At 69.1% G+C, this 18,024-nt stretch carries 24 protein-coding genes; 15 read left to right on the top strand and 9 right to left on the bottom strand.

Features of this window, described 5'->3' with window-relative positions:
* The 4 genes from AUV07_RS15240 to AUV07_RS17435 all read left to right on the top strand — a co-directional run.
* Window positions 1-786: AraC family transcriptional regulator (locus tag AUV07_RS15240; protein WP_231868288.1), on the top strand; the 786-nt coding region annotated here is incomplete at its 5' end.
* Entirely contained in the window at window positions 783-1,238 is a 456-nt protein-coding gene (locus AUV07_RS15245; RefSeq protein WP_054687628.1) for an SRPBCC family protein, read from the top strand. The genes AUV07_RS15240 and AUV07_RS15245, both read left to right, overlap by 4 nt.
* Window positions 1,238-1,642 (top strand): DUF1801 domain-containing protein, encoded by a 405-nt coding sequence (locus AUV07_RS15250; RefSeq protein WP_062637438.1) that lies wholly within the window; start codon window positions 1,238-1,240, stop codon window positions 1,640-1,642. Before AUV07_RS15245 ends, AUV07_RS15250 begins: the two co-directional genes overlap by 1 nt.
* A 2-nt stretch (window positions 1,643-1,644) precedes the next feature.
* The gene (locus tag AUV07_RS17435) at window positions 1,645-2,025 is read left to right on the top strand and encodes a VOC family protein (protein WP_082802998.1); all 381 of its coding nucleotides are present in this window, start codon (window positions 1,645-1,647) and stop codon (window positions 2,023-2,025) included.
* A gap of 133 nt (window positions 2,026-2,158) precedes the next feature.
* Here the strand turns inward: AUV07_RS17435 and AUV07_RS15255 are convergent, their stop codons facing one another.
* From AUV07_RS15255 to AUV07_RS15275, 5 genes are all read right to left on the bottom strand, one after another.
* Window positions 2,159-2,557 carry a hypothetical protein gene (locus tag AUV07_RS15255; protein WP_062637441.1) on the bottom strand — a complete coding sequence of 133 codons (399 nt, stop codon included), beginning with the start codon at window positions 2,555-2,557 and terminating at the stop codon, window positions 2,159-2,161.
* Between the two features lie 139 nt (window positions 2,558-2,696).
* The gene (locus AUV07_RS15260; RefSeq protein WP_062637442.1) at window positions 2,697-3,095 is read right to left on the bottom strand and encodes a hypothetical protein; all 399 of its coding nucleotides are present in this window, start codon (window positions 3,093-3,095) and stop codon (window positions 2,697-2,699) included.
* A 158-nt stretch (window positions 3,096-3,253) separates the two neighbouring features.
* On the bottom strand, window positions 3,254-3,637 hold the full coding sequence (locus AUV07_RS15265; RefSeq protein ID WP_005052841.1) for a hypothetical protein: 384 nt from the start codon (window positions 3,635-3,637) through the stop codon (window positions 3,254-3,256).
* Window positions 3,638-3,746: 109 nt separating this feature from the next.
* A complete protein-coding gene (locus tag AUV07_RS15270) occupies window positions 3,747-4,325 on the bottom strand; it encodes a hypothetical protein (RefSeq protein WP_005052196.1) in 579 nt (192 codons plus the stop codon).
* Between the two features lie 134 nt (window positions 4,326-4,459).
* Window positions 4,460-5,470, bottom strand: coding sequence for a DUF4192 family protein (locus AUV07_RS15275; protein WP_062637444.1), 1,011 nt, complete (start codon window positions 5,468-5,470; stop codon window positions 4,460-4,462).
* Window positions 5,471-5,533: 63 nt separating this feature from the next.
* On the opposite strand from AUV07_RS15275, the gene AUV07_RS15280 reads away from it, so the two are divergent.
* From AUV07_RS15280 to AUV07_RS15290, 3 genes are read left to right on the top strand one after another with little or no spacing between them, the layout of a single operon-like run.
* The gene (locus AUV07_RS15280) at window positions 5,534-6,049 is read left to right on the top strand and encodes an FAD-binding protein (protein WP_005052190.1); all 516 of its coding nucleotides are present in this window, start codon (window positions 5,534-5,536) and stop codon (window positions 6,047-6,049) included.
* Complete coding sequence (locus AUV07_RS15285; protein ID WP_005052188.1) at window positions 6,046-6,345, top strand: Dabb family protein; 300 nt, start codon at window positions 6,046-6,048, stop codon at window positions 6,343-6,345. The genes AUV07_RS15280 and AUV07_RS15285 overlap by 4 nt, the downstream gene beginning before the upstream one ends.
* 42 nt (window positions 6,346-6,387) lie before the next feature.
* Window positions 6,388-6,900, top strand: a complete 513-nt coding sequence (locus tag AUV07_RS15290) for a nuclear transport factor 2 family protein (RefSeq protein ID WP_005052185.1) — start codon at window positions 6,388-6,390, stop codon at window positions 6,898-6,900.
* Between the two features lie 49 nt (window positions 6,901-6,949).
* Here the strand turns inward: AUV07_RS15290 and AUV07_RS15295 are convergent, their stop codons facing one another.
* Window positions 6,950-8,134: a 4-hydroxybenzoate 3-monooxygenase gene (locus tag AUV07_RS15295; protein WP_005052183.1), complete on the bottom strand. Its 1,185-nt coding sequence runs from the start codon at window positions 8,132-8,134 to the stop codon at window positions 6,950-6,952.
* Between the two features lie 97 nt (window positions 8,135-8,231).
* Complete coding sequence (locus AUV07_RS15300; protein WP_005052180.1) at window positions 8,232-8,981, bottom strand: IclR family transcriptional regulator; 750 nt, start codon at window positions 8,979-8,981, stop codon at window positions 8,232-8,234.
* A gap of 84 nt (window positions 8,982-9,065) precedes the next feature.
* Here AUV07_RS15300 and AUV07_RS15305 point away from each other — a divergent pair, with 84 nt between their 5' ends.
* Window positions 9,066-9,716, top strand: a complete 651-nt coding sequence (locus AUV07_RS15305) for a hypothetical protein (protein WP_005052177.1) — start codon at window positions 9,066-9,068, stop codon at window positions 9,714-9,716.
* Here the strand turns inward: AUV07_RS15305 and AUV07_RS15310 are convergent.
* Window positions 9,713-10,621, bottom strand: coding sequence for a LysR family transcriptional regulator (locus AUV07_RS15310; RefSeq protein WP_005052175.1), 909 nt, complete (start codon window positions 10,619-10,621; stop codon window positions 9,713-9,715). The two genes, AUV07_RS15305 and AUV07_RS15310, sit on opposite strands and share 4 nt — an antisense overlap.
* Window positions 10,622-10,770: 149 nt before the next feature.
* Here AUV07_RS15310 and AUV07_RS15315 point away from each other — a divergent pair, with 149 nt between their 5' ends.
* From AUV07_RS15315 to AUV07_RS15345, 7 genes are read left to right on the top strand one after another with little or no spacing between them, the layout of a single operon-like run.
* On the top strand, window positions 10,771-11,799 hold the full coding sequence (locus tag AUV07_RS15315; protein WP_005052173.1) for an amidohydrolase family protein: 1,029 nt from the start codon (window positions 10,771-10,773) through the stop codon (window positions 11,797-11,799).
* Window positions 11,800-11,818: 19 nt separating this feature from the next.
* Window positions 11,819-12,517: a 4-carboxy-4-hydroxy-2-oxoadipate aldolase/oxaloacetate decarboxylase gene (ligK, locus tag AUV07_RS15320; RefSeq protein ID WP_005052171.1), complete on the top strand. Its 699-nt coding sequence runs from the start codon at window positions 11,819-11,821 to the stop codon at window positions 12,515-12,517.
* Between the two features lie 2 nt (window positions 12,518-12,519).
* Window positions 12,520-13,473, top strand: coding sequence for an amidohydrolase family protein (locus AUV07_RS15325; protein ID WP_005052167.1), 954 nt, complete (start codon window positions 12,520-12,522; stop codon window positions 13,471-13,473).
* Window positions 13,474-13,475: 2 nt separating this feature from the next.
* On the top strand, window positions 13,476-14,828 hold the full coding sequence (locus tag AUV07_RS15330; protein WP_005052165.1) for a protocatechuate 4,5-dioxygenase subunit alpha/beta: 1,353 nt from the start codon (window positions 13,476-13,478) through the stop codon (window positions 14,826-14,828).
* Complete coding sequence (locus AUV07_RS15335) at window positions 14,825-15,778, top strand: Gfo/Idh/MocA family oxidoreductase (protein ID WP_005052163.1); 954 nt, start codon at window positions 14,825-14,827, stop codon at window positions 15,776-15,778. The genes AUV07_RS15330 and AUV07_RS15335 overlap by 4 nt, the downstream gene beginning before the upstream one ends.
* Entirely contained in the window at window positions 15,775-16,749 is a 975-nt protein-coding gene (locus AUV07_RS15340) for an aldo/keto reductase (RefSeq protein ID WP_197462163.1), read from the top strand. Before AUV07_RS15335 ends, AUV07_RS15340 begins: the two co-directional genes overlap by 4 nt.
* Entirely contained in the window at window positions 16,746-17,456 is a 711-nt protein-coding gene (locus tag AUV07_RS15345; RefSeq protein WP_005052156.1) for a substrate-binding domain-containing protein, read from the top strand. The genes AUV07_RS15340 and AUV07_RS15345 overlap by 4 nt, the downstream gene beginning before the upstream one ends.
* Window positions 17,457-17,506: 50 nt before the next feature.
* Here AUV07_RS15345 and AUV07_RS15350 read toward each other — a convergent pair whose 3' ends face one another.
* Window positions 17,507-17,956, bottom strand: coding sequence for a hypothetical protein (locus AUV07_RS15350; RefSeq protein WP_231868289.1), 450 nt, complete (start codon window positions 17,954-17,956; stop codon window positions 17,507-17,509).
* Window positions 17,957-18,024: the final 68 nt, after the last annotated feature.

An 18,024-nucleotide genomic window follows, 5' to 3' on the forward strand; every position in this document is an offset into this window, starting at 1 on the left:
CTCACTGACCATCGCACGATGGCTCACCCCGTCGCGGTCACGACGCCGCGGGCCCGAAAGACCACCACCCCGCGGGACTCCAGGTTGGAATCCGGGTTCGCAACGCCCGAGACCTTCACACGCGCGTTCGTGCAGCGGTTCGAGATCAGTCCATCGGAGTATCGGAGGATGCTGCGCGCGTACCGCGAGCACGCGGACCTGGCGCAGCAGAGCACGACGTTTGCGGGCTTCGCAGAAGAGACGCCGCTGACACTCCGTTATGACCTCGATGCCGTCCCGGTACGGGTTGAGAGCACCCCCGAGCGGCACCTGCTCGTCCTCCGTCATCGCGGGTACAACGGCCTCGGCATCGGGCACCCATCGGTCGAGCCGTGGCAGCAGCTGAGGGCCTTCGCGATAGAGCACGGCATCGCCCACTCCTCCGACCTCCTCGTGGGCATCACCCCAGATGACCCTTACGTGGTGGACAACGAGCAGATCCGCTTCGACGCTGGCATCCCCATTGCCGCACCGATAGATCCACCCCACCCCTTCACCTACCGCCAGATGCCGGCGCAGGTGTGCGTCGCGCATCGGCACACCGGCGGTGCAGAGCAGATCGCGAAGACCTTCGCGGCTATCGGGGTGCAATGGATGCCCTCAGAAGGGTGGCGGTTGCGCTGCGCACCGCCCTTCGAGATCCATCACGTCGACCAGCGCGCGAACGACGCCGTTCGCGTCAGCTGGACAGACGCCTATGTGCCTCTTGATCACCACCCCGACCATCACCCAGGAGAAGGCCCATGATCGCTTTCGAGTTCACCGAGCACATCGACAGATCGCAACAGGAAGTGTTCGCAGTGCTGGCAGATCCCACAAGGGCGGTCGACTACGTCGACGGTGTCGTGAAGAGCGTGAAGGTGACGGATGGCCCGCTCGCTGTGGGGTCCGTCATCGAGGAGACGCGCCGAGTGAAGAGCAAGGAGGCGACGGGGCAGCTGCAGATCGTGGCTCTCGAGCCGCCCACCGCTTTTGCGGTCGCCAGCGAGGCGGAGGGCATCACCGCGACCTACGTCTACCGGCTGCACCCGGCCGGCACCGGCACGCGGATCGAGTGGACGTGCGAGCTCGCCGCCGGCGGACTGCGGCGGATGATGCTGCCCCTGGTGGCCGCGATCACAAAGAAGGAGGACGGCGACCATCTGGCCCGACTCAAGGCATACATCGAATCGCAGCGAGCAACGGAGACCGCCTCGTGATGCCTTCCGACACCAGCGTCGACGAGGCGCTGGACCGGGCAACCGGGCCACGACGCGGCGAGGTAACCGAACTCCTCGAGCTCTTCGAGCACGTTGCACAGCGCCCGCCGGTGGTGTGGGCGGAACGGATTGTCGGGTTCGGCCAATACGGCTACGCGTACGACAGCGGGCGAGAGGGTATCGCGCCTGAGATCGCCTTCGCTTCCGGGTCCAAGCACACGCTTTACCTGGTCGAGGGGTTTGCCGAGCGGTGGCCCGACCTGCTCGAGCGGCTCGGTCCACACCGCACCAGTAGCGCGTGCCTCTACCTCCCCCGATTGTCGGGGGTGGACCAAGATGCGCTGCGGGAACTACTCGATCGCTCCCTCGCCGTCATTCGAGACGTGCACGGCGACGGCAAATGAGCATGGCGTCTCTCGTCCAAGTAGCCCAGCGCGTGGTCGATCTGGAACGCGCCACAGCCTTCTATTCCGCACTGCTCGGCTCCGCCCCTGTGGCCCGATTCGATCCGCCCGGTTTGGTGTTCTTCGATCTCGACGGCGTCCGTTTGCTACTCGAGAGCGCGGCACCGTCAGCGCTGCTCTACCTCCGCGTCGATGATCTGGAGTTAGCCGTCGACCGAGCCGGCGAGGTCGAAATCGTATCCCCGGGGCGGCCGATCTTCACTCACACCACAGATGCGCTCGGACCAGCAGGGCGAGAAGAATGGCAAGCATTCATTCGCGACCCCGAAGGAAATCTCGTAGGTCTAGTGGCGTTCAGAGATCCAGCGGAAATCAAGTACTGACGGCTTCGACGAAGCTGGCCGCAGCCGTCGTGGACAACTCAGCACAGAATCTGGCCGCACTCCGGTGGACATCTTCGGTGGGAGATCCCGGCTCTGTGGCTGGCACCGCGGACAACTCTGAGCGGTTCCTACATCAGGCCGCGTCGAGCGGCGTCCAGTCCCGCTCGTGGGCGGGGGTGTAGTCGATCAGCGCGGCCAGGCGGTCGCGTGCGGCCTGTAGCGCCTCGATCTCGGCGTCGTTGCTGTCGCCCTCGGCCGCGGCGAAAGTGTCCTCGATCAGACCGGCGATCTCCTTCTGCGCCGCCTCGTCGATGAGGGTGATGCGGGCGATCTCGCCGTCCGGGTAGCGGGCATCCAGCGCGGCTGCGTCCTGGTAGTCGAAGGCCCACTGCTCGCCGAGGATCGCGAACGCCGCGGCGATGTCGCGGCCGCGGTCGCCGGTGCTGATCGCGACGTAGCCGCGGTTCAGTCCCGTACCGACGTGCGGGTGCAGGTCGGCGTGGTCGGGGCCGAAGGTGATGTAGGTGGTCATGGCGTCCTCCCGGATCGCTTGCTAGTGAATGTGACGTTCACAGCCTACGGGTGGGGTCGGACATCGCAGCAGAGGGTCGGTCGTGGCGTGCGTGAGCGCCCCGGCAGAGGCGCGGGGCGCTCATGTCGCAGGGGTGCGGCTACGCCTTCCAGACGCCTTCCCAGCCCTCGGGGAGACGCACGCCGTGCTCGCCGTGCGCGTCGGTCTGGTGCAGGTACACGAGCACGTCGCCGGGGTCGGGGTCTGCCTCGTACTGCGGCACGGTGCGCTCGATGGTGTTGATCTGGCCGACGCTGTTGTAGCGCACGTCCATGTCGATCGCGCGCAGGTAGCCGTCCTCGACGTTGACGTGCTGATCGCAGCGCGGGCACCACAGCACGGTGCGCTCGCCGTAGTCGGTCGGCTCGTCGAGCTCGACGATGCGCAGCGCGGGGAAATCGGCTGCCTCGATGTCGTGCATGAGACTCCACAGCCGGTCGATCAGGTCGTCGGCAGGGATGCGGGGTGCGGCTGAGGCCGCGGGTTCGGTGGTGGTCATTGTGTCCTCCTGGGGACGGTGAAGGCCTGCGGCGAGCGCGGGCGGGGGATGGAACTCGAGGTGCTCCCGCCGAGGGGAGGGGCGTGTAGCCGGCTCCCCTCGGGTGGGTGGTGCTCGCCGCCGCCGGGGTAGGTGTGCACCCGGCGGCGGCGAGGGGGTCAGACGGCTTCGACCAGCCCAGGGCTGACGCGCCAGCCGTTGGCGAGCGTGTATGACTTGGGGTTGGTGCGGACGATGAGTGTCTCGACTCCGGCCAGCCCGTCACGGGTGGTGCGCGGGTTGGCGACGATGCGCACGCGGGTTCCGGGGATCAGGCTCGGCAGCGCGGCCGCGGTGGCTTGCAGGGCAGCGGCGAGTGCGTCGTCGCTGTGCCCGGTCGGCTCGACGGTGGCGGTGCGGGCGAGGGTGTACACCTTGCCGGGTTCGGTGAGGGCTGCGATCTTCGCCTTGGTGCGGGCGAAGTCGATCAGCACGTACTCGGTGCCGCGGAAGCGGAACGTGTCGCCGGGGGTGCGGGTGATGAGGGTGGTGGTGTCGGTCATGGCGTCCTCCTTGGACTCTCGACGGTGAATGTGACATTCACAGGCTACGGGTGGCCTCCGACATTGGGCGGGGCGGGCGGCGCGGTCTGCGCGCCCGCCCCGGCGTGGGTCACTGGGCGGCGATCGCCGCGGTGATCTCGGCGGTGACCCGCTCGCGCTTGGCGTCGGCATCGCGCCCCGGCTCGAAGTGACCGAACGCGGTCAGGTACGCCTCGATCTGCCCGCGCAGGTACTCGGTGTTGCTGGCGTCGGCGTTGAGGCCGATGATCGCGTAGCGCGCTGCGCTCGCCGCGGCCCGCCAGCCGCTCTGCGTGAGGCCGTGGGGGTCGCCCTCGGGGAGCGAGTAGGGCTGCTCGATCTGGCCGTCGCGCGCGGTGTACTTGGTGACGGTGCGCTCGGTGACCACGACGGCATCCAGATAGTCGGGGTCGCCCTGCCCGCCGAGGGGCACCCACACCTGGGGGTCGTCGTCCGGGTGGTCGGCGTCGATGCGAGCGAGCAGGGCGGGCATTGCGGGGTCGAGGGTGAACGGGTCGCTGAGGCTGTAGTCGTCCCAGGCCTGGCGCAGCTCGTCCGGCTCGATGGTCGTCCATCCCTCGTCGAACTCGGCGCGCAGCGGAGCGTGGAAGCGGATCGCGCGCTCGACGGCTGCGCGGATGTCGTGGACGTTGTTGATGGTCTCGGTCATGGAGTCCTCCCGGAACGATTGCTAGTGAATGTGACATTCATAGGCTACGGGTGGCCTCCGACATCGCGCGGGGACATCGCGAGTGCGTCACGGGCGAGTGCCCGCCGGGGTGACCGGCGGGCACTCGGTGACGCTCAGCGGGCGAACGCCCAATCCGGGAGCACGGCTGCCGAGCAGAGGGTCGCGACGATCTGGCTCATGCCGTGGTCGGGGTCGATCGCGAGGGCGCGGTCGGTGTAGACGGTGGCGTGAGTGGATCGGCCCAGCGCCCAGGACAGCCAGGCGGCGGCGGCGAGCAGGTTGGGGCGCTCCTGGTCGTCGGCGTAGGCGGCAAGGTGGCGCACGAGCGCGAGTCCCGCCGTCAGCCGGTCGGCGTCGGGGCGGTCGCCCTGTCCGTAGAGGGTGCGGGCGATGCTCTCGGGGACGGGTGCGCCCATGATCGAGTGGCCGATCTGCGCGGCCAGGGCACGGGTGCCGTTGCCGCGGTCGGTGGCCCACTGGATGAGGGCCACGTCACGCCACAGCGGGATGCCGATGCCGGTGAGCAGGATCGCAGCCTGGCGGGTGTCGAGGTCGGCGGGGTCACCGGTCAGGGCGTCCTCCGCGACGGCGACGAAGTCCGCGAGGGCATCGTCGTCCATCCGCGCGGCCGCGAACGCGATCCGGGCGGCACGCGCCGGGTCGGCGTCGGGGATGCTCGCCCCGGCGGTCTGGGATGCTGCGACCTTCTCGCGCAGCGCGTCCGGGGTCGCGATCTCGGCGACGGGGCGCGGTGCCTCGCCGGTCAGGTGGCTGCCGTAGCCGTCGCTGGCGACGTAGAGCACGTCCACCAGGTGCAGTCCCTGCCGGTCGGCGACATCGGCGATCTGCTGGCCGAGATCGCGGGTGCTGTCGGCGTCCTCGGCGGCGTAGATCACGGCGGCTACCCCGGTCACGCGCGGCACTCGGCAGACCAGCCCGAGGCCGGTGTGCGCGAGCGTCGCGGCATCCGCGTCGAGGTCGAGTCGCATCGCCCCGATCGTGCGCGACGCCTCGAAGGGCACGAGCACGAGCGAGTCCTGCGGGGTGAAGCCGAGCAGCGCGGGCACGAGGCCGAGGAAGTCGCGCGGGGTGCCCGCCTTGATGGTGGTCGGTGTGGTGGCCATGGTGTCCTCCCGGAACGTTGGCTAGTGAATGTGACATTTACAGGCTACGGGAGGCCTCCGACATTGGTCGATGCACGCCAGGAGCCGACTCCCGACTGGCTCGTCGAAGGAGCAACCCTCGGAGAGCTCGCCGGGAAGATCGACGTTCCCGCCCAGGCGCTGGCCGAGACGGTCGCGCGATTCAACGAGCACGCCGCCCGTGGGGAGGATCCGGACTTCCACCGCGGTGCGAGCGCGTACGACCGCTACTGGGGAGACGAACAGAACCCGTATCCCAATCCCAGCCTCGCACCGCTCGAGCAAGGCCCCTACTACGCTCTCGCCGTGGTGAACGGCTGCTTCGGCACCAGCGGAGGGATCGCCACCGACGGCCTCGGAAGGGTCCTCGACGCAGACGGCGATGCCATACGCGGCCTGTTTGCGGTCGGCAACGCCTCCGAGAACGCCTTCGCCGCCGGCTACCCCGGCGCCGGCGCCACGCTCGGTCCGATCATGACCATGGCCTACCTTCTCGGGCGTACCGCCAGCGGCGCGTCGATCGGCGACCTGAGCCTTGCCGACGGAGCCGGGGCACGATGATCCGTCACGTCGTGTTCTTCTCGTTCGCAGCGAACCATGATCCTGCCGTGCTCGAGGAGTGGCGCGACCTGCTCGATGGTCTGCTCGGAAAGATTCCCGGCCTGGTCCGACTGTCACACGGCCCCGACGTGATGCGCAGCGAACGCGCATGGGACTATGCACTCGTCGCCGACTTCCGCACCCTCGACGATGTCCGTGCCTACGCGACGCACCCCGCGCATCTGCCGCTCTTCCCTCTCTCCGGAGCGATCTCGGAGCAGATCGCCTCGGTCGACTTCGAGATCGACGAGCAGTAGAGGAAGTACCCAGGCGCCGTGAAGAGCGAGGATGGTTTCTCGATGCCCCGAGTACGTGCGGTCACCCCCACCGTGGCAGAGGAGCTCCGCGACCTGAAGGCACGCTATTTTCACTACGTCGACCTGAAGCAGTGGGACGAACTGCGCGGACTCTTCGTGGACGACTGCGTCTTCGAAGGACTGTGGGCCGCCGCGCCCGACCCCGACACGTTCGTGGAGAACCTGATGCGCAACATGACCGAAGAGGTCGTCAGCGTCCATCACGGGTTCATGCCGCAGTTTCGGCGGATCGATGACTTCTCGGCTCGCGGGCGCTGGGCCATGACCGACTATCTGACGTGGCCACGCGGGTCACGAGGGTATATGGGGATCACCGTGCCGGAACAGAGGGGGATGCGGGGATATGGCTACTACGAGGAGCTCTACCGACTCACCGAGTCCGGCTGGCGCATCGCCTTCATGCGACTGAGCCGGATCCGCATGGATCCCATCGTTGGCGACGCGCCTGCGATCGACTACCCGGTGGTTCCCGCGGTCCCCGGCTGGCTGGACTGACGCCGACCCGCGGGTGCCGCACCCTCTGGTCCGAACCGTGAGCGCCGGCTCAGGTGAGGGTGTGGAGGGGCCAGCCGGTGTATGCCTCGGCGAGGAAGCGGCGGCCGGCTTCGGACTCGACGACGGATTGGAGCTCTCCGAGCTGGCGGAGGCGGTCGAAGTCCCTTGCATCGGGGGCGACGTGAAGCATGCTGGTCATCCACCAGGAGAAGTGCTGGGCCTTCCAGATGCGGTGCAGCGCCGTCTCGGGGAAGGCCTCGACGAGGCGGCTGTCCCTCTCGAGCAGAAGCGCGCGCAGCGCGCGCTCGAGAACGAGGACGTCGGCTACGGCAAGGTTCATGCCTTTCGCGCCGGTGGGCGGCACGGTATGGGCGGCGTCGCCGATGAGTGCGAGGCGGCCGCGAAGCAGTTCGAGGGCGACGAAGCTCCGGAATCGCAGCACGTCGCGTTGGAAGACGGGGCCTTCCTTGAGCGTCGTCCCCGGCACCCGCTTCTGCAGTTCTTCCCACAGTTGCTCCTCGGTGAGGGTGCTGGGGTCGGTGCGGGGATCGCATTGGAAGTACATGCGCTGCACGGTGGTGCTTCGCTGGCTGATGAGCGCGAAGCCATCGGGGGAGTTGCTGTAGATGAGCTCGTCGGCGCTGGGCGGCGCCTCGCAGAGGATGCCGAACCAGGCGAACGGGTACTCGCGGAAGTGCCCGCCTGTGTGGGAACCGGTTACGGCCTCCCGCACGACACTGCGTGACCCGTCGGCGCCGACGACGAACTCGGCCTCGATCTCGAGAGGCGATCCGTCTGCGCCGGTGGCGATGACGCGTGGGCGGTCGGACGCGGGGTCCTCGATACGATGCGCCGTCACGCCGAAGCGCAGGTCTTGGCCACTGGAGAGCCGCGCGGCGATGAGATCCTTCAGGACTTCGTGCTGCGGGTACAGCCACACACCGCGGCCGACGAGGTCGGCGAAGTCGATGCGGTGTCCGCTGCCGGCGAAGCGGAGCTCGATGCCGTCGTGGCGGTCTCCCAGGGTGCGGGCGCGGCTGAACGCGCCGAGCGTGTCGAGCACCTCGACGGTGCCCTGTTCGAGGATGCCTGCCCGGATCGTGGTCTCGATCTCTTCACGGGAACGCTGATCGATGACGACTGACTCGAGGCCGGACGCCGCGAGCAGATGCGACAGCAGCAGTCCGGCGGGTCCAGCGCCGACGATGGCGACGCGGGTGCGGATGGTGGACATTGGGGCGTCTCCTTCGACGTGACAACGGATGCCTCGCTCAGTGTGAACCCGGTTCAGACGGTCGAACGCCGCATTCCCGTTGAACGGGAGACGCCGACTATCGGGGGGACCGCAGCGTGGCCTCGATGCCGGTCACGGCTTCTCGCAGAGCGATGATCGCCGCCGTGTGCGGCGCTTGTCGTGGTAGCACCACGGAAAGCGCGGCGACGACTTCACCTGCGTCGCGGATCGGCACGGCCACGCCGGTCGAGACGGATTCGATCGAACCTTGCGCGATCGCCACGCCATCGCGACGCACGCCAGCGAGGAGACGGCGTAGACGTCCGGGATCGGTCACCGTCTCGGGTGCGAGAGCGCGCAACGGCTGGGCGAGCACGCGTTCGCGGAGATCGGCGGGAGCGTGCGCGAGCAGGACGAGGCCCGACGAGGAGGCGTGCAGCGGTAGCCGCCCAGCGATCCGTGTGATGTTCGCACCGGCGTCGGGGTGCGAAAGGCGTTCGAGGAACAGTGCTTCGTCCTGTTCGAGAACGGCGAGTTGGGTGTGCTGGCGGATGTGCGTCTGCACGCGCTCCATATAGGGGAGCGCCGCCTGGCGCAGACGTAGCGCGGTCGACCCGCGGAGGGCCAGTTCCCACAAGCGCATTCCCAGGTGGACGCGGCGGTCCTCGTCGCGTCCGAGCAGTCCGGCGTCGACCAGCTCGTCCACGATCCGGTGCGCGGTGGACGACGGCAGCGCCGCTCGGCGCCCGATCTGACTGGCCGACTGCACCGAACGATCAGCTGTGAACGTCTCGAGGACGCGCACGATGCGGTCGATCATCGAGTCGCTGGAGGGCGAGTTCGCCATGCGCTCAGGATGACACGGCTCGCGTCGACGGTGTTGCGGCGATGGTTGGTCCCCTGCCTGACGCGACGGCGGTAGCCTCGGCTCATGGTTTCTGTTCCGGATGCTGCAACGGCTTGGGAGCCCCTCACGCCTCATGCTGTCGCTGAGCTCCTTCGGGTCGGTAGCGCCCGCTGGTGGCTGTCGGGCGGGGTGGCCCTGGAGCACTGGCTGGGCCGGACGATCCGCGAACGGCCGAACACGGACGTGAGCACCACCCAAGGCGGGCTGCCGCAGCTGGTCCGGGCGTTGCCTGCCGGTTTCACCGCCTGGGCGCCTGCGGGGGAGGACGCCGTCATCCCCTGGGCCGACGCGCCCGACGATGCCGATGTGCAGCCGGTGCGGATTCAGGACGAGCGCTCCGGCGCCTGGGTGCTTCAGGTGAACGTCGAGGATGGGACGGAACATGCCTGGCTGTACCGGCGAGACCCGCGGCTGCAGTTGCCGTGGGATCGCGCCGTGCTCGAGGTCGACGGCATTCCGACCGGTGCGCCCGAGGTGCAGCTGGTCTGGAAGGCGTTGCGGCCGCGGCCGGAGGATGACCTCGACAAGGACGTGGTGCTGCCGCAGCTCTCGGACGAGGCCCGGTCGTGGTTCGAACGGGCGATCCTCTCCGTCCACCCGCACTCGAACTGGTCGATCCACGTGCGCAGCCCTTTCGCGCCCGCGAAGGCAAGCTGGAACCGCAAGAACGGCTAGGTCGGCCGGTGGTCGTCGGCGGCCACCGCATCCAGCACCACCGATCGGAACCACGTCTGCGCGGGAGACATGCTCAGTTCGCGTCGCGTGTAGAGCGCGACCGGGGTGCTCTGGCCCGGCCACGGCAGCTCGGCGATGCGCAGACCGGGGAACCATCCGCAGAACACCTCGGCCACGTGTCGCGGCAGCAGCACGACGAGATCGGTCGCCTCGAGCACCGCGGGCACGGTGGCGTACTCCTCGACCGTCAGCGTCACCTGCGGCATGAGTCCCTGTTCGATCATCGCCTGGAGCGGGTACACGTGGCCGCCGCGGGAGGACACCCGCACGAAGCGGCGCCCGACGAACATGTCCGCGGCGGTCGGAGGCAGCGGATGGGCACGCGAGGACAGCGCCACGTACTCCACGTCGCGCACCGGTGTGCGCCACAGCCGCGGCGAGTCCAGCAACGACACCGTGATCGCCAGGTCGATGGTGCCCCGGACGAGCCCGTCTTCCACCTGATCCGCGTCCAGCCGCCGCACCTGCAGGTGAAGGTCCGGCGCCTCCTTCGCGAGCACCGGCATGATCGGCGGCAGGAAGGTCTGCTCGCCGATCGAGGTCAGCGCGAGCGAGAGCTCCCCGCCGAAGCTCGCGGGATCGAAGGCGTCGGGCGCGCTCACCACGGCATCGATGCGCGACAGTGCCTCGTGCAGCGGTCCGAACAGCTGCCGGGCACGCGGGGTCGGCACCATCTCGTTCCCCTGGCGGCGGAACAGGTCGTCGCCGAACCGCTGCCGCAACCTCCTCAGCGTGTAGCTGACCGTCGGCTGCGTGACGTGCAATCGCTCGGCGGCGGCGGTCAGACTGCGCAGCTCGTACAGCACGACGAAAGTGCGCAACTGGTTGAGATCGGTGAGCGACATCGCATTGATCCCATCTATACGGTTCGGCTCCTACATCTATTGGACCATACCCATAGAGCGAACTAGAGTCAGGGTGACAGCACCGGCACCGCTGCCGACGTGGCACGCACCACCCGGCACCGACCCGATCACAGTGACGAGGACGCACGTTGATCATCGACATCCATGGCCACTACACCACGGCCCCCGCGCAGCTGGGAGCGTGGCGCGATCTGCAGATCGCGTATGCGGAAGGCGCGGGCGAGGCGCCCGACCCGGCCGCGCTGCGGATCAGCGATGACGACATCCGCGAGACCATCGAGGCGAACCAGTTGCGGCTGATGGACGACCGCGGCAGCGATGTCACGGTGTTCAGTCCCCGTGCATCGTTCATGGCCCACCACCTCGGCGACCTCGCCGTCAGCGAGACCTGGGCGCGCATCTGCAACGACCTCGTCGCGCGGGTGTCGCAGCTGTTCCCCGACCGTTTCCTCCCGGGCGCGATGCTCCCGCAGTCGCCGGGCGTCGACCCGAAGACGACCCTCGCCGAACTCGACCGGGCGGTGAACGATCTGGGCGTCGTGACCGTCAACATCAACCCCGACCCGTCCGGCGGACTGTGGACCGCCCCGCTGCTGACGGACAAGAGCTGGTATCCGCTCTACGAGAAGCTCGTCGAGTACGAGCTGCCCGCGATGATCCACGTGAGCACCTCGTGCAAGCCGCAGTTCCACACCACCGGCGACCACTACCTGGGTGCCGACACGACGGCATTCATGCAGCTGCTCAAGGGCGACCTGTTCCGCGACTTCCCCGACCTGAAGCTCGTCATCCCGCACGGCGGCGGCGCGGTGCCCTATCACTGGGGACGCTTCCGCGGCCTGGCGATGGCGCTCGGCAAGCCCGAGCTGGAGGAGCACCTCCTGGGCAACGTGTACTTCGACACGTGCGTGTACCACCAGCCGGGCATCGACCTGCTCACCGGGGTCATCCCGACCGAGAACATCCTCTTCGCGAGCGAGATGATCGGCGCCGTCCGCGACGTCGACCCGCGCACGGGCCACTACTTCGACGACACGAAGCGATACGTGGATGCGACCGGGAACCTCACCGACGAACGACGCGGACAGGTCTTCGAAGGCAACGCCCGCCGCGTGTACCCGCGCCTGGACCGCGCCCTGCGAGCCCGCGGCCTGTGACCTCACCCTGGAGAACCCGATGACTCAGCGACTGAACGACCTCGGCATCGTCCGCACGCGCATCGAGCGGCCCGACTCCGCCGACGTCGCGCGGCTCTCGCGGTTCGGGGTCGCCACGATCCACGAGGCGATGGGCCGGGTCGGCCTGCTGCGGCCGTACATCCGCCCGGCGTACAGCGGGGCGACGCTGTGCGGCCCGGCCGTCACGGTGCTCCTGCAGCCCGGCGACAACTGGATGTTCCACGTCGCCGCCGAGCAGGTGCAGGAGGGCGACGTCATCGTCGCCGGCTGCACCACGGAGAGCGAGGACGGCTTCTTCGGCGAGCTGCTCGCCACCTCCCTCACCGCCCGGGGCTGCAAGGGCCTGGTCATCGACGGGGGCGTCCGCGACGTCGCCGACCTCGAGAAGATGGGCTTCCCGGTCTTCTCCCGCGCCATCAGCGCGAAGGGCACCGTCAAGGCGACGCTGGGCTCGGTCAACATCCCCGTGGTCGTGGCGAACGCCGTGGTGAACCCCGGCGACGTGGTGGTCGCGGATGTCGACGGCGTCGTGGTCGTCCCCCGCGAGCTCGTCGGCGCCGTCGCCGACGCCTCGCAGAAGCGCGAGGACAACGAGGAGGCCAAGCGCCAGAAGTTCCGCGAGGGCGTGCTCGGTCTCGACATCTACGGCATGCGGGAGCCGCTGGCGGCCGCGGGCCTCGAGTACGTGGAGGATTGACGATGGCTCACGCACAGGCGATCGCGCACGGCGACACCAGCGGCGGCTTCGAGAAGACGCCCGGTTGGCTGGACTGGTACGACGGCCCGACGACCCCGACGTTCCGGCTCCCCGCCGGCGCTGTCGACGCGCACTGCCACGTGTTCGGCCCCGGCGCGGAGTTCCCCTACGCCCCCGAGCGCAAGTACACGCCGTGCGACGCGTCGGCCGCGCAGCTGTTCGCGCTGCGCGACCAGCTCGGCTTCGACCGGAACGTCATCGTGCAGGCGACCTGCCACGGCGCCGACAACCGGGCGCTCGTCGACGCGCTGCGCCGCAGCAAGGGGCGTGCCCGCGGGGTCGCGACGGTTCGTCGCGACGTGACCGACGAGGAGCTCGCCGAGCTGCACGAGGCCGGTGTGCGCGGCGTGCGGTTCAACTTCGTCAAACGCCTCGTCGACCGGGTGCCGACCGACTCGCTCGACGCGATCGTGGAGAAGATCGCCCCCCTCGGGTGGCATGTCGTCATCTACTTCGAGGCCGAGGACCTTCCCGACCTCTACGACTTCTTCTCGGCGATCCCGACGGACGTCGTGGTCGACCACATGGGGCGTCCGGATGTGACGAAGGACCCGGAGGGTCCGGAGTTCGAGCTGTTCCTGCGCTTCATGCGCGAGAACCCCAACGTGTGGACGAAGGTGTCGTGCCCCGAGCGGCTCAGCGCCACCGGTCCGCGCGCGCTGAATGGCGAGCAGCACGCCTATACGGATGTCGTGCCGTTCGCCCGTCGCGTGGTCGAGGAGTTCCCCGATCGCGTGCTGTGGGGCACCGACTGGCCCCACCCCAACCTCAAGGACCACATGCCTGACGACGGGCTGCTGGTCGACTACATCCCACAGATCGCGACGACCCCCGAACTGCAGCAGAGGCTGCTCGTCGACAACCCGTCGCGGCTGTACTGGCCCGAAGGAGAATGACCATGGCACTCGACAAGCCGTACAAGGACATCCCCGGCACGACCATCTTCGATGCCGAGCAGGCCCGCAAGGGCTACCACCTCAACCAGTTCTCGATGTCTCTCATGAAGCCCGAGAACCGCGAGCGCTACCTCGCCGACCGCGAGGCGTACCTCGACGAATGGCCCCTCACCCCGGTGCAGCGTCAGGCGGTGCTCGATCTCGACCTGAACACCTGCATCGCCGAGGGCGGCAACATCTACTTCCTGAGCAAGATCGGCGCCACGCACGGTCTGAGCTTCCAGCAGATGGCCGGCTCGATGACCGGGATGTCGGAGGCGGCGTACCGCGACATGATGGTCGGAGGTGGCCGACGTCCCGAGGGCGTGCGCCTGAAGGATCTCGACGGGTGGACCCCGCCCTCGAACGAGAAGTCCGAGGTGATGCGCCCGGACGCCCCCGCGAAGTTCACGTCGGCGCTGTTCACGTCGCACGTGCCGGCGATCGGCGCCGCGATGGACCTGGGCAAGACCGAGGAGCCGTACTGGAAGAAGGTCTTCGACGGGTACCAGTGGACCCGGAAGTGGGCCAAGGAGAACACGCCCGACGTCATCATCCTGGTGTACAACGACCACGCCACGGCGTTCGACTCGAACATCATCCCGACCTTCGTCCTGGGCACGGGCGCGCACTATCCCGTCGCCGACGAGGGTTACGGCCCGCGCCCGGTGCCCGACGTGAAGGGGTATCCCGAGCTCGCCGCGCACATCGCCCAGTCGGTCATCCAGGACGATTTCGACCTCACCCTCGTCAACGAGATGGTCGTCGACCACGGCCTGACCGTGCCGCTGTCGCTGGTGTTCGGCGACGTCGAGGAGTGGCCGTGCCGGGTCATCCCGCTTCCGGTGAACGTCGTGCAGTACCCGGTTCCGTCCGGGCGTCGGTGCTACGAGTTGGGCAAGGCGATCCGTCGCGCGCTGGACAAGTGGGACGGTCCCGAGCTCAACGTGCAGATCTGGGGCACCGGGGGGATGAGCCACCAGCTGCAGGGCCCGCGCGCGGGACTGATCAACGAGGAGTGGGACAACGCGTTCCTCGACCACCTGATCGCCGACCCGCTGGGCCTCACCGAATGGTCGCACATGGAGTACGTCGACGAGGCCGGATCCGAGGGCATCGAGCTGGTGGACTGGCTCATCGCCCGTGGGGCGATGGACGACCAGTTCGGCGGCGGGGCGCCCGAGGTGAACCACCGGTTCTACCACGTCCCGGCGTCCAACACCGCCGTCGGCCACCTGGTCGTCACCAACCCCGTCGCGCCGCGGCCCGTCGAGTCCGAGAGTGTGAGCCTCCCCCTGGAGGAAGTCCACGCATGAGTGACAAGGTTCGCGTCGCCGTCGTCGGCGCCGCCGGCGCCTTCGGCATGAAGCACCTCGACGGCCTCGCGAACATCCCCGACGCCGAGGTGACCGTCGTCAGCGGCACCAGGCCCGAGCCCACGGAGTCGGTGGCCGAGAAGTACGGCGTGCCGAATGCCGTGCTCGGTCTCGACGCCGTGCTCGAGCGAGACGACGTCGACGCGGTGATCCTCGCGACGCCGACGCAGCAGCACGCGGATCAGACGCAGGCGGTGCTCGCCGCGGGCAAGCACGTGCAGGTCGAGATCCCGCTCGCCGATTCGCTGGCGGATGCCGAGGCCACCCTGGCCGCGGCATCCGCCTCCGACCGGGTCGCCATGGTCGGGCACACGCGGCGGTTCAACCCGTCGCATCAGCTGGTGCACAACCGGATCGCGGCCGGCGAGTTCGCGGTGCAGCAGATGGACGTGCAGACGTACTTCTTCCGCCGCACGAACACGAACGCGAAAGGCGAGGCGCGGTCGTGGACCGACCATCTGCTGTGGCACCATGCGGCACACACGGTCGACCTGTTCGCCTACCAGGCGGGTCGGATCGTGCAGGCCAACGCCATCCAGGGCCCGATCCACCCCGACCTCGGCATCGCGATGGACATGTCGATCCAGCTCAAGAGCGAGACCGGCGCGATCTGCACGCTGTCGCTGTCGTTCAACAACAACGGACCGTTCGGCACGTTCTTCCGCTACATCGGCGACACCGAGACCTACATCGCGCGCTACGACGACCTCTACAACGGTCGTGACGAGCAGATCGACGTCTCGCAGGTCGCCGTCAGCCTCAACGGCATCGAGCTGCAGGACCGGGAGTTCGTCGGCGCGATCCGCGAGGGCCGCGAGCCGAACTCGTCGATCCGCCAGGTCATCGACTGCTACCGCGTGCTCGGCGCGCTCGAGGAGCAGCTCGCGTGAGGCTTCCCCGCATGGGGCTCGGGTGCATGTCCCTCAGCCATGCCTACGGCACCCCTCCGTCTCTCGAGGACGGAGTGGCGCTCGTGCGTTCCGCGCTCGACGACGGCGTCCAGCTGCTCGACACCGCCACGCTGTACGGCGGCGGCCGCAACGAGGAGCTCGTCGGGCGCGCGATCGCGGGGCGTCGGGACGAGGTCGTGCTGGCCAGCAAGGGCGGCATGGCGCTCGTCGACGGCGTGAACGTCATCGACGGGCGCCCCGAGACGCTGCGCGCACAGGTCGACGCCTCGCTGCGGCGGCTCGGCGTCGAACACATCGATCTCTACTACCTGCACCGGTGGGACAAGAAGGTGCCGATCGCCGAGAGCGTCGGGGCGCTGGCCGAGATGGTGGCGGCGGGAAAGATCGGCGCCATCGGGCTGTCGGAGGTGTCGGTGGACCGTCTCCGGGAGGCGCTCGCGGCGGCGCCCATCGCCGCGGTGCAGAACGAGTACTCGCTCTGGAGTCGCAATCCCGAGCTCGGCATCCTCGACGCCACCCGTGACGCCGGGGTGGCGCTGGTCGCGTTCTCACCGGTCGGACGCGGGTACCTCGCCGACTCCATCACCGACCCGGAGCAGTTGCCGCCGAAGGACATCCGCCGCGCGATGCCGCGCTTCCAGCCGGAGCACTGGGCCGCCAACGCCGCGTTGCTGCCCGCGTGGCGAGCCCTCGCCGCCGAGGCCGGCCGCACGCCGGCACAGCTGGCCTTGGCGTGGCTGCTCTCCCGCGGCGATCACGTCGTGCCGATCCCCGGGAGCACGGATGCGCACCACGTGCGCGAGAACCAGCGCTCTCTCGGCACGGTCGTCGATCCCGCGGTGCTCGTGCGCGCGGGCGAGCTGATCGACACCGCCACGGTGTCGGGGCCGCGCTACAACGCCACCGGGACGAGCGAGGTCGACGCCGAGTCGTTCGAGGCGGCCGTGTGAGAGCCATCTCCTCCATGGCGACGCGTCAGGTCCTCGCCGACCTGGCCACGGCGGCAGCGGACAGGGGGTTGCCCCTCGTCGAGATCGAGTCCGTCGGCGGAGTGGACGCCGCCCAGCGCGTGGCCGGGGGTGAGCAGCTCGATCTGGTGTTCCTCGCCGCCGACGCTCTGGACCGGCTCTCCGGAGACGGCCACGTGGACGCGGCGACGGTCACACCGCTCATGCTCTCGCGCGTCGCGGTCGCGGTTCCCTCGGGCACGCCCTCGCCCGCCGCCCGCCCCGACACGGCGGCGTTCGCGGACGCCCGCGGGGTCCGCGAGGCCCTGCGCGCCGCCGCTCGCATCGGCTACTCCACCGGCCCGAGCGGCACGGCGCTCGTCCGCACGATCGACGACTGGGGCCTCACCGGCCAGGTGGGCGATCGTCTCGTGCAGGCGCGACCCGGCATCCCGGTCGCCCGGCTGCTCGCCGACGGCCAGGTCGACCTCGGCTTCCAGCAGCTCAGCGAGCTCGTCGGTCAACCCGGGGTGCGCATCCTCGGTGTCCTGCCTTCGGACTGCGCCATCGAGACCGTGTTCTCGGGCGCCGTCGCGACCACCTCATCCGACCCGCGACGAGCCCGCGACGTCCTGGCGTTCTTCGCGTCCGATTCGACGGCATCCATCAAGACAGAGCACGCCTTCAGCCCGCCTGCACGACGGGACTGACCGGGATTCGGCGCCGCTTCGCCCGGTGTGCCGGATGGCTCACGCGGCCGTCAGGCGTCCGGCGTCTGCTCGGGGCCGAACCGGGCGGTGAACTCGTCGACGTCGAGAACGTTGCGTCCGAGCCGGCCGGACACCTGGTTGTAGGTGCCGGTGATCTCGAGGTCGCGGGCGCTGCGGAGCGTGCCGACGTAGCGGGGCTGCCAGCCGGTCTGCGCCAGCAGCGGGCGGACCTGCGCGGATGTCTCCGCCGAGTCGGCCAGGTACGGCAGGACCGCCTTCGGGCTCGCCTCGGCGATCGCGGAGCTCGCGACCGCGGCGGTGGCGAGGTTCGAGAACGCCTTCACGTGTCCCACGTTCGCCGGAAGGAGCGACGCCAGGTACTGCCCCGCAGACCCTTCCACGGGTCGCCGCAGCTGCACGCCCGTGGGCGTGACGTCCAGCGGGTTGGCGACGTCGATCAGGATCTTGCCGTCCAGGAGGTCCCCGGGCTCTTCGGACATCCGGTGGGGGGGGTGCCCCTATGTCCTCTGTCAAGCGGCGAGGGCGGGTTCGGCTGGTCGCGGTTGGT

Origin of the sequence: Microbacterium sp. CH1, assembly GCF_001595495.1 — a bacterium.
Lineage (GTDB): Bacteria > Actinomycetota > Actinomycetes > Actinomycetales > Microbacteriaceae > Microbacterium.

What these genes read in the sequence shown, in the direction of transcription:
- AUV07_RS15245 (WP_054687628.1), top strand. Translation starts at nt 783, where the DNA reads ATGATCGCTTTCGAGTTCACCGAGCACATCGACAGATCGCAACAGGAA.
- AUV07_RS15250 (WP_062637438.1), top strand. Translation starts at nt 1,238, where the DNA reads ATGCCTTCCGACACCAGCGTCGACGAGGCGCTGGACCGGGCAACCGGG.
- AUV07_RS17435 (WP_082802998.1), top strand. Translation starts at nt 1,645, where the DNA reads ATGGCGTCTCTCGTCCAAGTAGCCCAGCGCGTGGTCGATCTGGAACGC.
- AUV07_RS15255 (WP_062637441.1), bottom strand. Translation starts at nt 2,557, where the DNA reads ATGACCACCTACATCACCTTCGGCCCCGACCACGCCGACCTGCACCCG.
- AUV07_RS15260 (WP_062637442.1), bottom strand. Translation starts at nt 3,095, where the DNA reads ATGACCACCACCGAACCCGCGGCCTCAGCCGCACCCCGCATCCCTGCC.
- AUV07_RS15265 (WP_005052841.1), bottom strand. Translation starts at nt 3,637, where the DNA reads ATGACCGACACCACCACCCTCATCACCCGCACCCCCGGCGACACGTTC.
- AUV07_RS15270 (WP_005052196.1), bottom strand. Translation starts at nt 4,325, where the DNA reads ATGACCGAGACCATCAACAACGTCCACGACATCCGCGCAGCCGTCGAG.
- AUV07_RS15275 (WP_062637444.1), bottom strand. Translation starts at nt 5,470, where the DNA reads ATGGCCACCACACCGACCACCATCAAGGCGGGCACCCCGCGCGACTTC.
- AUV07_RS15285 (WP_005052188.1), top strand. Translation starts at nt 6,046, where the DNA reads ATGATCCGTCACGTCGTGTTCTTCTCGTTCGCAGCGAACCATGATCCT.
- AUV07_RS15290 (WP_005052185.1), top strand. Translation starts at nt 6,388, where the DNA reads ATGCCCCGAGTACGTGCGGTCACCCCCACCGTGGCAGAGGAGCTCCGC.
- AUV07_RS15295 (WP_005052183.1), bottom strand. Translation starts at nt 8,134, where the DNA reads ATGTCCACCATCCGCACCCGCGTCGCCATCGTCGGCGCTGGACCCGCC.
- AUV07_RS15300 (WP_005052180.1), bottom strand. Translation starts at nt 8,981, where the DNA reads ATGGCGAACTCGCCCTCCAGCGACTCGATGATCGACCGCATCGTGCGC.
- AUV07_RS15305 (WP_005052177.1), top strand. Translation starts at nt 9,066, where the DNA reads ATGGTTTCTGTTCCGGATGCTGCAACGGCTTGGGAGCCCCTCACGCCT.
- AUV07_RS15310 (WP_005052175.1), bottom strand. Translation starts at nt 10,621, where the DNA reads ATGTCGCTCACCGATCTCAACCAGTTGCGCACTTTCGTCGTGCTGTAC.
- ligK (WP_005052171.1), top strand. Translation starts at nt 11,819, where the DNA reads ATGACTCAGCGACTGAACGACCTCGGCATCGTCCGCACGCGCATCGAG.
- AUV07_RS15325 (WP_005052167.1), top strand. Translation starts at nt 12,520, where the DNA reads ATGGCTCACGCACAGGCGATCGCGCACGGCGACACCAGCGGCGGCTTC.
- AUV07_RS15330 (WP_005052165.1), top strand. Translation starts at nt 13,476, where the DNA reads ATGGCACTCGACAAGCCGTACAAGGACATCCCCGGCACGACCATCTTC.
- AUV07_RS15335 (WP_005052163.1), top strand. Translation starts at nt 14,825, where the DNA reads ATGAGTGACAAGGTTCGCGTCGCCGTCGTCGGCGCCGCCGGCGCCTTC.
- AUV07_RS15350 (WP_231868289.1), bottom strand. Translation starts at nt 17,956, where the DNA reads ATGTCCGAAGAGCCCGGGGACCTCCTGGACGGCAAGATCCTGATCGAC.